This window comes from Gulosibacter hominis (assembly GCF_904842695.1).
In the GTDB taxonomy this organism is placed as follows: Bacteria; Actinomycetota; Actinomycetes; order Actinomycetales; family Microbacteriaceae; genus Gulosibacter; species Gulosibacter hominis.
The window spans coordinates 145600-161188 of the sequence record NZ_CAJGWQ010000002.1; the positions used below are offsets into that span (position 1 = coordinate 145600).

General features: G+C 62.2%; 12 protein-coding genes. 8 read left to right on the plus strand and 4 right to left on the minus strand.

What is annotated here, in order from left to right; translation table 11 throughout:
• Nucleotides 1-61 precede the first annotated feature (61 nt).
• Nucleotides 62-739, plus strand: a complete 678-nt coding sequence (locus JMV54_RS02940) for a metal-dependent transcriptional regulator (protein WP_201517409.1) — start codon at nucleotides 62-64, stop codon at nucleotides 737-739.
• Here the strand turns inward: JMV54_RS02940 and JMV54_RS02945 are convergent.
• The 4 genes from JMV54_RS02945 to JMV54_RS02960 are packed head-to-tail and all read right to left on the minus strand — an operon-like array spanning nucleotide 673 to nucleotide 4263.
• On the minus strand, nucleotides 673-1599 hold the full coding sequence (locus tag JMV54_RS02945; protein ID WP_201517410.1) for a metal ABC transporter permease: 927 nt from the start codon (nucleotides 1597-1599) through the stop codon (nucleotides 673-675). The two genes, JMV54_RS02940 and JMV54_RS02945, sit on opposite strands and share 67 nt — an antisense overlap.
• Complete coding sequence (locus JMV54_RS02950; RefSeq protein WP_201517411.1) at nucleotides 1596-2531, minus strand: metal ABC transporter permease; 936 nt, start codon at nucleotides 2529-2531, stop codon at nucleotides 1596-1598. The genes JMV54_RS02945 and JMV54_RS02950 overlap by 4 nt, the downstream gene beginning before the upstream one ends.
• A complete protein-coding gene (locus tag JMV54_RS02955; RefSeq protein ID WP_230972786.1) occupies nucleotides 2528-3316 on the minus strand; it encodes a metal ABC transporter ATP-binding protein in 789 nt (262 codons plus the stop codon). Before JMV54_RS02955 ends, JMV54_RS02950 begins: the two co-directional genes overlap by 4 nt.
• Nucleotides 3313-4263 (minus strand): metal ABC transporter substrate-binding protein, encoded by a 951-nt coding sequence (locus JMV54_RS02960; protein ID WP_201517412.1) that lies wholly within the window; start codon nucleotides 4261-4263, stop codon nucleotides 3313-3315. The genes JMV54_RS02955 and JMV54_RS02960 overlap by 4 nt, the downstream gene beginning before the upstream one ends.
• Nucleotides 4264-4442: 179 nt before the next feature.
• Here JMV54_RS02960 and JMV54_RS02965 point away from each other — a divergent pair, with 179 nt between their 5' ends.
• The 7 genes from JMV54_RS02965 to JMV54_RS02995 all read left to right on the plus strand — a co-directional run bounded on the left by JMV54_RS02965 (nucleotide 4443) and on the right by JMV54_RS02995 (nucleotide 15582).
• Nucleotides 4443-6992 carry a DEAD/DEAH box helicase gene (locus JMV54_RS02965; protein WP_201517413.1) on the plus strand — a complete coding sequence of 850 codons (2550 nt, stop codon included), beginning with the start codon at nucleotides 4443-4445 and terminating at the stop codon, nucleotides 6990-6992.
• A gap of 258 nt (nucleotides 6993-7250) precedes the next feature.
• A complete protein-coding gene (locus JMV54_RS02970; protein WP_201517414.1) occupies nucleotides 7251-8708 on the plus strand; it encodes a choice-of-anchor M domain-containing protein in 1458 nt (485 codons plus the stop codon).
• 122 nt (nucleotides 8709-8830) lie between these two features.
• Nucleotides 8831-10375: an anchored repeat ABC transporter, substrate-binding protein gene (locus JMV54_RS02975; protein WP_201517415.1), complete on the plus strand. Its 1545-nt coding sequence runs from the start codon at nucleotides 8831-8833 to the stop codon at nucleotides 10373-10375.
• 53 nt (nucleotides 10376-10428) lie between these two features.
• Entirely contained in the window at nucleotides 10429-11445 is a 1017-nt protein-coding gene (locus tag JMV54_RS02980) for a choice-of-anchor M domain-containing protein (protein ID WP_201517416.1), read from the plus strand.
• The gene (locus tag JMV54_RS02985) at nucleotides 11442-12296 is read left to right on the plus strand and encodes an anchored repeat-type ABC transporter ATP-binding subunit (protein WP_201517417.1); all 855 of its coding nucleotides are present in this window, start codon (nucleotides 11442-11444) and stop codon (nucleotides 12294-12296) included. The genes JMV54_RS02980 and JMV54_RS02985 overlap by 4 nt, the downstream gene beginning before the upstream one ends.
• Nucleotides 12290-13192 carry an anchored repeat-type ABC transporter permease subunit gene (locus JMV54_RS02990; protein ID WP_201517418.1) on the plus strand — a complete coding sequence of 301 codons (903 nt, stop codon included), beginning with the start codon at nucleotides 12290-12292 and terminating at the stop codon, nucleotides 13190-13192. The genes JMV54_RS02985 and JMV54_RS02990 overlap by 7 nt, the downstream gene beginning before the upstream one ends.
• The gene (locus JMV54_RS02995) at nucleotides 13189-15582 is read left to right on the plus strand and encodes a choice-of-anchor M domain-containing protein (RefSeq protein WP_201517419.1); all 2394 of its coding nucleotides are present in this window, start codon (nucleotides 13189-13191) and stop codon (nucleotides 15580-15582) included. Before JMV54_RS02990 ends, JMV54_RS02995 begins: the two co-directional genes overlap by 4 nt.
• Nucleotides 15583-15589: the final 7 nt, after the last annotated feature.

The window sequence follows — 15589 nt, forward strand, 5'->3', positions numbered from 1 at the left end:
CGTCATTACGCTGTGTGCGAGGGTTCGCTGCGCCGTAGTTGACGTTTGGTAGGCTGCGAACATGTCGGTATCTGCGCTGTCGGACAGTACTCAGAACTATCTCAAAGCAGTGTGGGGCCTGCAGGAGTGGTCGGATGCTCCGGTGACCGCGTCGATGGTTGCGGCAAGCACGGGAGTGGCGCTGTCGACCGCATCCGATGCAATTCGAAAGCTCAGCGCGCAGGGGCTGCTGGAACACACCCGGTATAGCGCGGTGAGTTTGTCGCCAGAAGGTCGCGCTCACGCAGTGGCGATGGTGCGCCGCCACCGACTGATCGAAACTTTTTTGGTGGAGGTGCTGCACTACCGGTGGGACCAGGTGCATGAAGAAGCAGACATGCTCGAGCACGCCGTATCAGATTTCATGATCGACCGAATCGATGAACTGCTCGGGCACCCGCAGCGAGACCCGCACGGTGACCCCATCCCCGCACGCGACGGCACCGTGACCAAACCCGATGCGGTGCCGCTGACAGATATTGCAGCGGGCACTCGGGTGCGGGTGGAGCGGATCTCTGACGACGACTCGAACCTGCTGCAGTACTTCGCAGATCATGGCATCGTGTACGGCACGCTGCTCGAGACGAGGGCCTCAGCCCCGTACACCGACACCATCGAGGTAGCGGTTGTGGATCACGATACGGTGCTGCCGCTTGGGCGTGCTGCAACCGACGTGGTCTGGGTGGCGCTGCTCAAATAGTTGTGTGCGAGCTGCCGACGCTGTTGCGCAAGCTTCGTGCCAGCTAATGCCACCGCGAACATGAGTCCGTAAAACACCGCCATGCCCGCACTGGTGGCGGCATCGAGCACATACGCGAGCCAGAAGCCCACGGCAGCACCGACTGCCGCGATCACCACGGTGAGCGTGATCATCACTGGCAATCGGGTGCTGAGCAGGTAGGCCGTGGCCGGTGGCACGACCACGAGTGCAATCACGAGAATCGCACCCGCGGCATGGAACGCGGCGGTGACGGTCACCGAGACCAGGAACATGAACACGGTGTTGATGAGCCCGCCACGAATGCCGAGCGTGTCGGCAAACTCGGGATCGAATGTCGTGACCTTGAGTTTCGGATAGAACACGGTGACAAAAGCCGCGTTGACGAGCAGCACCGCGAGCATCACATACATATACGACGGCCCCAGCGAGACCTCGCCGATGGTGAGGTGCCGGAACGCGGCGAGGTTCAGGTCGCCCGCGAGCACGGTGTGGGTGTCGAGGTGCAGGTTCGCGAAGTTCATGCTCACCAAAATCACCCCGCCGCTGAACACGGCCGGAAAGATGAGCCCCTGCGGGGCATCCCCGGTGAGCAGCCCCGTGCGCGAAAGCCACTCTGCGCCGAGCACCACCAGCAGGCCCGCCAGCGCAGAGCCGACAATGAGCAGGGGAGAGTCGAAATTGCGGGTGATGAAGTAGCCGACAACGATGCCGGGGAATACCGAGTGAGCAATCGCGTCGACGAGCATCGACCCCTTGCGCAGCACCACGAAGGTACCGGGGAGCGCGCAAGCGACGGCGGTGATGACCGCGAGCAGCATAGTGCCGAGGGTGAAACTCATTGCGCGGCCCCTTCCGAAACCAGCTCCTGCTTCAGCGCCGCGCGAGCGCGGCTGCGCGCAAGGGCGCGGGTGATGATGCTGCGGCGAGGTGAAAACAGCAGCGAAACCATGAAGATCGCGAACAGTGTGAGCACGATCAGCGGCCCGGTGGGGATATTGCCCAGCGCGATCGACAGGTATGCGCCGATCCCGCTGCCCACCGCACCGAAGATGGCCGAGAGCGTCACCATGCCCGGCAGAGTGCGTGTCCATTGCCGTGCCGCGGCCGTCGGGGTGACGACGAACGCCACCATGAGCACGAGCCCGACGGCCTTCACCCCGATCACGGTGGCTATCACGATCGTGGTGAACATGAGGGTGTCGATCGTGTGGGCTCGGAATCCGAGTACGGTGGCGTGATCTGGGTCGAAGGTGCGCAGCGCGAACTCTTTCCAGAACACGATCATCAAAATGAGGGCGAAGACGCCGACCGTGATACTCGTGGTGAGGTCAGCGATGGTGATCACCGATGCATTGCCAAAAAGGTAGTCCTGGATACCGCCCTTGCCGGGAAAAGCACCGTTGGCGATGATGCGCATGAGCAGCATCCCCGCGCCAAAAAAGATCGTCAGCGAAACCGCCATTGCGGTGTCGATACGGATTTTTGAGGTGCGGGTGATGTCGTTGGCGAACAGCACTGCGAGGGTGCCGATGACGACCGCGCCGATGATCAGGGTGATCATGTTGCGGCCGTCGGCGCCGAGCACCAAAACGGCGGTCAAGAAGGCCAGTAGCGTACCGGGAAGGGCCGCGTGCGAAATCACATCGCTGATCAGCGACTGCTTGCGCAGGTAGGCAAAACTGCCGAGTGCCCCGGCAACCAGACCGATCGTCATAGTGCCGAACAGCACCATGCGGTAGGTGTGGTTATCAAAAAACTCGATCAGGCTCATGATGTGAACTCGAGGAAGGCATCGTCTTCGGCGGTGACGTCGTAGGCGGTGCGGATATTGTCTTTCGTGAACGCCCGTGCCGCCGCTCCAGAGGCAACGATGCGGCGGTTCAACAGAGTCACGTGGTCGCAGTAGTCGCGCACTGTGGCAAGGTCGTGATGCACAATGACCACCGTCTTCCCACGGGCTCGCAACGAGTGGAGCACGTTGACGATCGCCTGCTGGCTTTTGGCATCGATACCCTGGAACGGTTCGTCCATGAAATAGAGGTCGGGTTCCTGCGCGAGGGTGCGGGCGAGAAACACTCGCTGGCGCTGTCCGCCAGAAAGCTCGCCAATTTGGCGCGCGGCAAGCTCCGGGATTCCCGTCTGCTCTAGAGCGGCCATGGCACGGGCCCGTTCGGCCTTTCCGGGGCGTCGCAGCCAGCCGAGCGAACCGTAGGTGCCCATAGTGACAACATCAAGCACCGTGGTGGGGAAGTCCCAGTCGACGCTCATTGACTGCGGCATATAACCGACCCGCTGGCGTACGCGTTCAAGTGGACTGCCGAAGAACTCGCTCGTTCCGGTGAGGGGCTTTACAAGTCCGAGCATCGCTTTGATCAGGGTTGATTTACCGGCGCCGTTGGGGCCGACAATTCCCATCACGACCCCCTGCGGTACGAGGAAATCAACGCCGCGCAGCACCGGTGCATCCCGGTAGGCGACCGACAGGTTTTGAGTCGAGCAGGCGAACTGGAGCTTTTGTTCGTCGGCAGTTGCTCGTGTCGAGATGGTGTCGGTCACTGTGCGTCGCTTCCGAGGGCGTCGGATACTGCCTGAGCGTTGTGGCGGAGCACCCCGAGGTAGGTGTCGACTCCCGGTTCTGCACCGAGGGAGTCGGCGTAGAGCTCTTCGGTCGAAATCTCGACCTCCCAGCCACGCGCACGAACTGCCTCTTGCAGGCTCTTGATGGCCTGCGGGTTCGCCTGGTTGTCTTGAAAGATCACCGGTACTTTGTTGTCGGCGATCATTTGAGCCAGCTCCGACAGTTCTCCGGCGCTGAGTGCGGCTTCGGTGGAGACAAAGTCGGTGGCATGCACCCTGAGGTTGTAGGTGTCGCCGAAATAATTAAACGCGTCGTGGCCGGTGACAAGAATTCGCGGTTCCGGCACGGTTGCCAGCAGCGACTCCACCTCGCTGGCGGTCTCAGCGATTTGCTCCTGATATGCGACAGCGTTCTTGCGGTAGAGCTCCGCATTTTCAGGGTCGATTTCGCCGAGCTTGTCGGCGACGTAACCGACGATGAGTGACCACGCTTCGGGGCTGTTCCACACGTGAGGATCGTGCAGGGCGTTGCCCTCGTCGTCGGTTTCGGGCCACGCCAGCAGTAGCTCCTGTGGGAGTTGCTCACCCACTGCGAGCTGTCGGTCGCCACGGCTTTCGAGCAGGTCGGTCATCTGCGCTTCCAAATGTAGCCCGTTCCACAGCACCAGATCGACATTTTGAATTTTTTCGATGTCTTGGGTTGAAGGTTGGTAGGTGTGGGGGTCTCCGCCGGGCCCGACCATGGTGGTGACTTCCGCGTCGGGGGCAATATTCGCGACCGCATCGGCGAGATAGCCGGTGGTTGCATACACCGTGAGGGGTGCATCGCTACCACTTGTCTGGGGACTGGCCGAGCAGCCGGTGATCAGGAGTGCGGCGGCCGCCACCGTTCCCAGGAGGGCTTTGAAACGTGAGCGAATGTGCATTGAACGTCTTTCTTGTTAGGCATAACTAAAATGTTCGACGCGTCGTAGTTAGGTAGCATAGCAGTCGTAGTGAGTTAATTGCACTAGTCGAATTCAATTGGTGCGTGGGGTGGTAACCGAGGGTGACACTGCCCACGCATACAGCACTTGTCGCTGGCGCATGACAAACTCAGAGGGTCATGACTGCATTCCTGCCCGACCTCATCCCCACGCTGAGCGATCCCGACGCCCCGTACGAAGCCGACCATGCCCTCGAGGCGTTCCTCGACTGGACCCTCGAGCGCGGTATTGAGCTGTATCCGGCGCAAGAAGAAGCCGTGATGCACCTGGCAGCGGGATCAAACGTGGTGCTGGCAACACCCACCGGTACCGGCAAATCGCTGGTGGCGATCGCCGCGCACGCCTTTGCAATTGCCGCGGGCGGGCGCACGTATTACACGGCGCCCATCAAGGCGCTGGTGAGCGAAAAATTTTTCAGTCTGGTTGAAACCTTCGGTGCGGAACGGGTGGGGATGGTTACCGGCGACTCGTCGGTGAACCCGGATGCGCCCATCATCTGCTGCACGGCTGAAATTCTTGCCAATCTCGCGCTGCGTGAGGGCCCGGATGCGGCGGTCGACCAGGTCGTGATGGATGAATTTCACTACTACGGAGACGATCAGCGCGGCTGGGCCTGGCAGGTGCCGCTGCTGCTTTTGCCGCGGGCACAGTTTTTGCTGATGTCGGCCACACTCGGTGATACCGAGCGGCTGCGCACCGATCTCACTCGCCGCACCGGCCGCGAAACCGAGCTCGTGGCCGGTGCCACTCGCCCGGTGCCACTGTCGTTTTCGTATGTGCTCACACCCGTGCATGAGACCGTCGAGAAGCTGCTCGAAGATGACGAGGCGCCCATCTACATCGTGCACTTTTCGCAGGCTGCGGCCGTTGAGCGAGCGCAGGCGCTGTCGAGTATGAAAGTTGCGACTAAACAGCAGCGCGACGAGATTGCGGCGGCGATCGGCGATTTCCGCTTCACCACCTCGTTTGGGAAATCGCTGTCGCGCTGGCTGCGGCAGGGGATCGGCGTGCACCACGCCGGGATGCTGCCGCGCTATCGCCGCCTGGTGGAGGTGCTCGCGCAGCGCGGCCTGCTGCGAGTGATCTGTGGCACTGACACGCTCGGGGTGGGAATTAATGTGCCGATTCGGTCGGTGCTGATCACCGCGCTCAGCAAATTTGACGGTCAGCGGATGCGGCACCTCACCGCCCGCGAGTACCACCAGATTGCGGGGCGCGCCGGTCGCGCCGGCTATGACGATCACGGCACGGTGGTGGTGGAGGCGCCCGATCACGTGGTCGAATACGAGGCCGCAATGACCAAGGCTGCGGGTGACCCGAAAAAACAGCGGAAGATCACGCGGAAACAGCCCCCGAAGGGGTTTGTGAACTGGACCGAGCAGACTTTTGAGCGCATCACTCAGGCCGAACCCGAATCGCTCACGAGCCACCTGCAAATGACGAGCGCCATGCTCGTTAACGTTGCCGCACGCGGTGGTGATGTGGTGGAGCATGTGCGGCAGCTGTGCTTTGACAACCACGAGCCGCCGGTGCGGCAATATGAGCTGGCACGCCGTGCGCTTGAGCTTGCCCGCACACTGCTCGACGCGGGCATTATCGAGATTGACCGCGAGCATCTGCTGCCAAACGGCCGTCCGCAGCTGCGGCTGACTGTTGATTTGCAACCGAATTTTGCACTCAATCAGCCGCTTTCGCCGCTGGCGATTGCGGTGCTCGAACTGCTCGATCCCGAACCCGGCCCCGGTTCGGTGGGCACCGGCAACTATGCGCTCGATGTGGTGAGTGTGATTGAGGCCACGCTCGATGATCCCCGCTCGGTGTTGATGGCGCAGCAGCACCAGGCACGCGGCGAGGCGGTGGCGGCGATGAAGGCTGACGGCGTCGACTATGACGAGCGGATGGACCGGCTCGAAGAGATTACCTGGCCGAAGCCGCTTGAAGAACTGCTGCAGCAGGCCTATGACGACTTTGCGCAGTCGCAGCCCTGGGTGCGTGATTTTGAATTGCAGCCAAAGTCGGTGGTGCGCGATATGTACGAGCAGGGGCTGAGCTTTGCTGATTTTGTTTCCCGCTATGAGGTGGCGCGCTCCGAGGGGCTCGTGTTGCGCTATCTCTCGGATGCCTACCGGGCGCTCACCCGCACCGTGCCTGAAGAGTATCGCAACGACGAGCTCAGTGATCTGATCGAATGGCTCGGTGAATTGGTGCGCCAGATTGACTCGTCGCTGGTGGATGAATGGGCTGATCTGGTGGCTCCGACAGCGAGTGGCGATGAGGAGTCGTTGGTGCCGCCGGCTCCGGCGAGCGTGGTGGCGAACCAGCGGGCGTTTACGGTGCTGGTGCGTAATGCCATGTGGCGACGGGTGCAATTGGCTGCCCATGAGCGGGATGCTGAGCTCGAGGCACTCGACCCTGAGATCGGCTGGCCGAGCGTTCTTGATGACTACTACGAAGAATATGAGGCGATTGAGATCGACGCTGCTGCGCGCTCACCGCAGCACTGCCGCATTGATCGGACGCGCGAGTCGCAGGGCTATTGGGATGCGGAGCAGACGATTGTCGATCCCGAAGGCGACCTTGCCTGGCGCATCCGCGCCGAAGTTGACCTGGCGGCGTCGGCCGAAGCTGGCGAAGCGATAGTTACGGTGACTGCCGTTGTACGGCTCTGATTTGCCCTGAAACGGTGGTAGCAGCAGCTGCCAGTTAATGGTGCATCCCTCCGCAAAGAGTTGCGATTAGTCGCTGAATTCGCAGCGAGCGGGCCTTCATTTCGTGCGCATCGGCACCAGAGGGTTGTGTTGCGGCGCTCGGCAGCCTGCTCTGTGGGTGCAGGCGGCATCAGTGGGTCTGTCGCTCGTGTAGAGTAATGCAAACCGTTATCATTAGCTATTGCGGTGGTGCTCAAGCTGCCGCTGGAAAGGCATGACATGACTCGCACACTGCGGGCGCGCGCTGCCGCAATGCTCGGTGCAACAACGCTTGTTGCTGCATCGCTGCTCGGTGGCGTATCCGCGATGGCAGCGGATGAACCGCTGCAGCTCGACAAGGGGCACATTGACCTGTTCAACCTGCACCTCAAAGACGACGGTAACGCCGGGCTCAACCTCAAAGAAGACGTAACCGGGCAGCACGTTGTGCACGAACCCGGCGACTTCGTACTTTTTGTCAAAGCGGATTCGCTGGTGCAAAATCTTCCGGCCCAGGCCATCCCGCAATCCGTGCCCAGTGACGCGGCCTACTTCCTCCCCATCACCCAGGATCACAACCTGGTCTGGCCGGGGTGGGACAGCCTGCAGCTGCAGCCGAAATACGGGGCAAAGCTCAAGGCCGATATCAATGTCAAGAGTGTTGACGGTCCCGGTGAAATTTCGATCTGGAGCAGCGGTACCTGGGGTGGCGTTACGCCCCTCATGAAAGACGGTGACTACACCTTCCCCGGTACGATCCAGCAGGATATGGCCGCGCACGTGCACGCCAACTGGGCCTTCTCGAAGCCGGGAACCTACAAGCTCGTGGTGCAGGCAACGGTAACCAGCGAAGACGGCAAACTCACCTCCACCACCGAGGAAGAGACCTACACCATCGTCGTCCAGCCCGCCCCCGAATCGGTTTCAGTGACCGGTGCTGAAAAGCCGGTGAAGGCTGGCCAAAACGTCACGCTTTCGGCCGCAAAGTCGCCCGAAGGTGCGGGTTTTGAAACCTACCAGTGGGAGTCGCGCGAGGTATCCGGTGGTGAGCGTGCCGCAGGCGATTGGAAAGCCGCTGGCGAGGGCGCATCGATTTCGGTGCCGGCCAAGGCCGGTGTTGAATACCGGGTTTCGGTCACCGGCGGCAAAGACTACGGCAACAACGCCGCACCGGTTTCGGTGACTTCGGAACCCGTGTCGATTCAGATCGCTGAAGATCCGACCGAAACACCGCAACCCACCGCGGAGCCTACCGCTGAGCCAACGGCCGAGCCAACTGTAGAACCGACCGGTACGCCCGAGCCAACGGCCGAACCGACCAGCACACCGGAGCCGACCAACACACCGGAGCCCACTGGAAGCGCACCGCCCACCGGCGGCCCCACCGCATCCGTCACCTCGGCACCCGGAAACTCCGAAGACGAGAGCGGCGGCTCGGAGGGCAGCGGCCCCGGCCAGCAACCTCCCGCGGGCTCGGGCGGCAATAACAGCGCCGGCGCCGACCAGAACGGTGCCGGAAACCAGGCCGGCAACGGTCAAGCCGCCGCTGGTGGTGCCACCAGCACTCCGGGCGCCAACACCGGCGGCAACCACCTCGCCGCCACCGGTGCCGAACCGATGCTGCCGATTGCATTCGGCGCACTCGTTCTGGGCGCCGCCGGTGTCGCGCTGCTGCGCCGCACCATGCGTGCTGAGTAGCACTCCCTGATTCGAAGGGGTGTTGGCCGGGCAGAGCGCCTGGCCAACACCCCCGAACCGATCAGCCATCAGCTCACAAGCATTTCCGTAAACATCTCCGTAACTCGAGCGAAAAACCTGACTTGAAACGACGACTCGCTGCTGCCACCGCGCTCACCCTCACCGCCGCCCTACTCGGCGGCTGTGCCGCTATTCCTGAAGCTGCCAGCTCGCGCGACCGCATCCAGGTGGTTACGACCACCGGCATCCTGGCAGATTTGGTGCGCAACGTCGCCGGCGACCAAGCAGATGTGGTGCAGCTAGTGCCCGACGGCGCCGACCCGCACAGCTACGAACCCACGCTGCGCGATGTGCGCGACGTCGTGTATTCCGACCTCGCGTTCACCAACTACCTCATGCTCGAAGAGCAGCGAGTGATCAGCACCATCGACGCCAACCTCCCCGAGCACGCCGTGCAGGTGTCACTCGCCGAAGAAGCGGTCAAATATGCCGCCGAAGTGATTCCACTGGTTGAGGATGTGTCACTCGACTCAATCTGGCTCGGCTTTCGTGCCTCGGGTGGCGAATTCGTTGACGGAATCGACCGCTCATCAAAGGTTGAGCTTTCGACCACCGGAGCGCGGGGGCCCGGCGCACTCCACGCCTATCTCACCGGCAGTTTTGGCGACGTCGAACGCTATTTTGACTCGAGCGACGGTGCCGACCCCTACACCGACAGGGTCACGCTGCCCGCTGACGCTCACACGCATTTGAGCTGGACCTTCACCGCACCCGGCTACTACGAGCTCGACCTCAAGGGCGAGCTGCGCAAAGCCCCGACCGATGACCAGCCAGAACCGGTTGCCACCGGAACGCTCGTGTTCGCGGTTGGAGTTGACCCCTACTCGGCACCGAACCGGCCCGGCGCGACCGTGCTGGATGCCGGCCACGCCGATATTGACGTCAGCCTCGAAAATCGTGAGCTGCGGCTGCTCGTCGACCGGGAGACAAACCGCGACTACTACGGCATCGAAAATGTCGTGATCGCGGTGCCAAACAGCACCCTCGTGCCCATCCCCGCCGATCCCGGCTACCGGTTTCTCGGGCACGCCGGCAGCGAAGTATTCCAGCTGCCACAGGCCGTGCTCGGCAAACATGTGCACGGCGAAATCGACCCGCACCTCTGGCATGACGTCAGCAATGTGATTGCCTACGTGCAGATCATCCGCGACAAACTCATCGAGATCGACCCGGCGAACGCATCCGCCTACGCGCGCAACGCCGCCGCCTACATCAAAGAACTCGAAGCACTCGACGATGAAATGCGCAGCTCAATCGAGCAGATTCCCGAGAGTCGCCGCACCCTCATCACCACCCACGACTCGTTTGCCTATCTCGCCAAGGCCTACGAACTGCGAGTTGCCGGCTTTGTCACCCCGAACCCGGCGACCGAGCCCAGTTTGATCGAACGCCGTCGCCTGGGCGAAACCATCGAAAACCTGCACGTTCCGGCGGTGTTCCTCGAACCGAATCTGGCGCAGCGGTCGTCGACGCTCAACGAAATCGCCAAAGAAAAGGGCGTGCGAGTCTGTCCGATTCTCGGTGACTCGTTCATCCCCGAAGCCAATACCTACATCAAACTCATGCGCTTTAACGCGCATTCGCTCGTCGATTGTCTGGGGGAGTGATGCCGACCCTGTTCGCACTACGCAACCCAACCGACCTCCGAGAAAGGAAGCCCATGCGACGCTCGCTCGCAGTACTCGCAACAACTGCCACCGCGCTGCTGTGCGCCACGGCGCTGGTAGCCGCACCAAGCGGCGCCTCAGCCGCGGCGCTGGCAGCGAATGATGACTCGAACGACGACGACTCGGGCCTGACCCAGGTGATCGACCCAAACCAGGAACAGGGCACCGGCCAAGTGGTCATTGACGCCGGGCACGTCGACATTGGCCCCACACTCAACACTGGTGAGTGGCGAGTGCAGCTGCACGACGACACCAGCGTTCCCCGCTATTGGCGGATGCCTGCCGATGTGGTGCTCAAAGTGAACGAAGCATCGAAACTCACGGTTCCCGATGATGAGAAGTATCGCTTCCTCGGCGTCGACCCCGGCACCGAAGTGTATGTGGTGCCGCAAACTCAGCACCCCGACGTGGTGTGGCTGGGATGGAACACACAAGAACCCGGCGTGCTTGAAAATCTTGATCTCGGCGCCACCCTCGAAATCGTCGCTGTTGACGGGCCGGGGCAGCTGGTGGTGTACCTGCAAAACGGCAACTTTGGTGAACCGCAGCAGCTGTACTCCACCTATGACCAGCTGCCGCAGCAGGCCTGGATCGAGTCGAACACGCACACTCACGCCAACTGGGTGTTCACCGAACCCGGCGTGTATGCCGTAGAGGTGGCATTTAGTGCGACGCTGCGCGACGGCAGCGAGGTACGCGCCACCGACACCCTGCGTTTTGCAGTTGGTGAAAACGCTGATATCGATGCGGCCTTCGCAGCCCAAGCCCCCGAAGCGCCCGAGGCTGCACAACCGGCTGCAACCGAACCGCAGGCAGCGAATGCCGACAGTGGCCTGGGTGGCGTGATCTGGATCGTGGCCGGGGTTGTTGGTGCCGTAGCGGTGATCGCATTCATCATCATCACCGTGGCAACGGCACGCACCAAGCGTCGCGTGGCGACAGCCCGCGCAAAACAAGCGGCGCAAGAGCGTGACGCAGCCACCGCACCTGAGAGCGAGGCAACCGAATGACGGCGCTCGAAGTTACCGACCTTGCGGTGCGGCTCGGCGGCCGCCAGGTGCTGCGAGACCTGAACCTGTCGATCGACCGCGGCGAGTTTGTTGGGCTGATTGGCCCCAATGGTGCCGGCAAGACCACACTGTTGCGGAGCATCCTTGGTCTGCAAAAAACCGAGCGGGGAAGTGCCCGTGTGAGCGGCGGGCGGCCCGGCTATGTGCCGCAGCGGCATGAATTTGCCTGGGATTTTCCGATCACGGTCGAAGATGTGGTGATGTCGGGCTTAGTGCGCAAAATCGGCTGGTTGCGCGGCCCGACCGTGCGCCATTTCGAGGCGGTAATGGATGCGCTCATCCGCGTCGAGCTCGATCATCTGGCGCGACGCCCGGTGGCCGAGCTATCGGGCGGGCAACGCCAGCGCGTGCTCGTAGCGCGTGCCCTCGCACTGAACCCGTCGGTGCTGCTGCTTGATGAGCCGTTCACCGGACTCGATTTGCCCACCCAAGAACTGCTGTCAAAACTCTTTGCCCGGCTGGCCGAAGAGGGCCACGCGGTGCTGATGACCACGCACGATTTGATCGGCGCGATGCATGACTGTTCGCGACTGTGCCTGCTCAACCGCACGATCATTGCCGACGGTGCCCCGCGTGAACTGGGTGACCCGGCGGTGTGGCAGCGGGCATTTGGGGTGGGTGATGAGCATCCACTGCTCACCGCGCTCACGGCGGTCGCCGCCAAGCTCGCCGAGACCGAGGTGACTGAGGCGACCGACGCTGGCGCTCATAACCGAGCGGGTCGAGCCACCGACCTAGACGCAAACGAATCGGTCGACGCAACGCAAAAGGCAGGTGCCGGTACATGCTGAGCCCAATTGAATTCATCCAAGACCTGTTTAATCCCGACCTGGGATTTTTGATGAAGGCGCTCGTGATGGCGGTGTGTTCGAGCATCGTCTGCGGGGTGATCGGCACTTTTGTGGTGCTGCGCGGGATGGCGTTCATCGGCGATGCTGTGGCGCACGCGGTTTTCCCGGGCCTGGCGATTGCCTTTCTTATTCAGGGCAACCTGGTGCTGGGTGGCGCGATCGCCGGTGTGGTCACCGCCATGCTCGTGGCGTTGCTCTCACAGAACCGGCGGCTAAAAGAGGACGGCGTGATCGGTGTGCTCTTTGTTGCCACCTTCGCGCTGGGTATCGTCATCATCAGTTTCGCCCCCGGATATGCCGGATCGCTCACGCAGTTCCTTTTTGGTTCGATCACCGGTATTCCCGACGAGGATGTGCTGACCGTCATTTTGACCGGGCTGGCGCTGCTCATCGTGGTGAGTGCCTTCCGTAAAGAACTGGTGGCGGTGAGCCTCGACCGCGAAACAGCACGGGCGAGCGGTCTGCCGGTGACGATGCTCGACCTCGGGCTCTACATTGCGGTCGCGCTCGCAGTGGTGATTTCGATTCAAACGATCGGCAACATCCTCGTGCTGGCGCTGCTGGTAACCCCGGCCGCAACGGCACGACTGCTCACCGACCGGCTTGGGCACATGATGATCCTCGCTCCGGTGCTCGGGATGAGCGCCGCGGTAATCGGCCTCTACCTCTCGTGGAGCATCGATGCTGGGCTCCCCACCGGCGGCACCATCGTGCTCGTGAGCACCGCGGGCTTCCTGCTCGCGTGGCTGTTTGCACCGAAACACGGCCAGTTCGCACGCCGCCGCGAAGTCGCCGAAGAAGCTCGCACTCAACCGCAATTGGAGGTGGCGTCGTGAAACGTCGAAACTCAGTGCTGAAACGGATCACCGCCTCCGCAATTGGGCTGGCGCTGGCGTCCGCAACGCTTATCGCCGCACCCCTGGCGTCACTGCAGGGCGCAGCTGCGGCCGAGCCCGCGGCTACCGAGACGACTGCTAGTTCGTCAGCGGCGCCAACCGCCCCGGTCACGCTTGAGCGCCGCATCATCGAAAACGTGCACACCGACACGGTTTCGGTGTTCGTTGACGACGGTAAACTCGTGCTCGGTTCGAAAGCCGATATCAACGGCCCTGGTTACCGCATCGATACCGACAGCACGCTATTCCACCTCGAAGCGGCATCGCACACCACGACCGCCAACACCCCAGAGTTTTTGCGCCGCCTGGGCAACGACATGTGGCTGGCGCCCCAGACCCAAGACCCGGCACTGATTTGGCCGGGCTTCAGCACCGAACACGATCCGCTTGTGAACGCTGCCGATGACGGCAAAGTGAGCCTCGAGCTGATAAATACCAAGGGTCCCGGTCGTGTTGAGCTGTTTCTGTCGGGCGGCTTCGGCGAGCTCAATCGGATATTTTCATCCACCGACAAACTGCCGGCGTGGAGTATGGGGATGCGCCAACACACGCATATGAACTGGGCGTTTGGGGCCCAGGGCCGCTACGAACTCACCTTCCGGGCCACAGCGAAAATCAACGGCAAAAACCAGACCGCCGAGCGTACCTACTCGTTCTATGTCGGGCCAAAAAACAAGATGACCTCGGGCACCGGGATGCTCGTGGCGGCTGATCGCGGCCAGCTCGCACCGGGCGAATCGCTGCAGCTGCGCGCCGAATTCGATCCCGTGAGCGCTCGCGGCTGGGTTGAATACGGTGACGCAGCAACCGGTCAGGTGCTCGGTGTCGCCGAAGTAAAAAACGGCGTGGCGCGTCTGGCGACCAGCGCACTCAACCCGGGCCAGCACGAGATCACCGCCCGGTTCATCCCGCAGTGGGCGGATGAATACGAGCCGGTCGTGCTCAAAGCCGGTAGCGGATTGCCAATTCAGGTGACCGGTGACGTTATTGAGCGACCCGAACAACAGGATGGCACGCCGGTACCGGATGCATCGCTCACCGATGCCAATCGTGGTCAGGTGGTGCGCATCCCGAAGTCTGCAAAAACAGTCGACCAGCATGCCACCGTTACCGCCTCGGCACGCCAAGCAGCGGGCCAGTGGGTGTCGGTTTGGCAGCACACCGCACAGGGCCAGCAGTGGCTCGGTTGGGTGCAGGTTGGTGCCGACGGTAGCCTCACGGTTCGAGTGGCGGATGCAAAACCCGGCGCGGCCAAGCTGGTGCTGAAGTCGACCAGCGGTGAATTGCTTGGCTGGGATGCGTTCACCATCCGTCAGCTTGATGTCACCCCTGGCGAGGTGCCGCAGCCGCCCCGTGGCGGCTCCAACAATCGGGGTGGACACGATAGCGGCCAGCAACCGAGCCAAAAACCAGACTCGGCCGCGCAAACCTGCGAACCGTCACTCGTGCTCGATACCGGCCACGTTGACGCATTTAATGTCAGCGTCAGCACTGGTGGCCAGGCCGTGCTGCAGTTGAAAGAGGACGTCACCGGCTCACACGTGCTGCATGAAGCCGAAGACGTGCTGCTGCGCGTCAACCAGTCGGCCTACGAAGGTAATATTCCAGCGTCGTTGCCGGGCTCGCCCTCCGGTTATGTGCTGCCCCTCGCGCAGCGATCAGATTTGGTTTGGCCGGGCTGGGATACCAACCGCACCACCGGTAGCGGCTATACCGATGTCACCATCAACATTCACAGCGTTGAGGGGCCCGGCAGCGTACATCTCTACTCGATGGGCTCATTCGGCGATCTCAAACCGCTGCTCGATGGCGGTAGCACCCGCCTCCCCGGTAGCCTGCGCGAACCGACACCGGCGCACACGCACGCCCAGTGGGTATTTTCAGAAGCCGGCATCTATGTGCTCACCGTGAGCGCTACCGCAACGAACCCCAGCAACGGCCAGAGCGCCACGACCACCACCCATCGCTACGTGTTCCAGGTTGGCGATGTGCCGCTGGGGGATGTGTTTTGCAAGGTGACTGCATCCGCTGATTCGCGAGCAGCATCGGCAGCCGTCAACGACAGCATCAACGAGCAAGAAACCAAAGCTGCCGAAGCGGCCAAGCAGGCCAAGGCAAAAGAAAAAGAAAAAGCTCGCCAGCGCGCTGCAGAGGCAGTCACTGCCGCTGAGGCCGACAGCGAACATGCCAGCGATGCTGCGGCAGCGGTCATCGACCCCGAACGCGAGCGACTGCTGCTGTGGGCCGCTATCGGTGGCGGTGCACTCGCAATTGGCGGTATCGGCTACGGCACCCTCTGGTATCTGCGACGGCTGCGAGGCGTTGAATAGTGGTGAG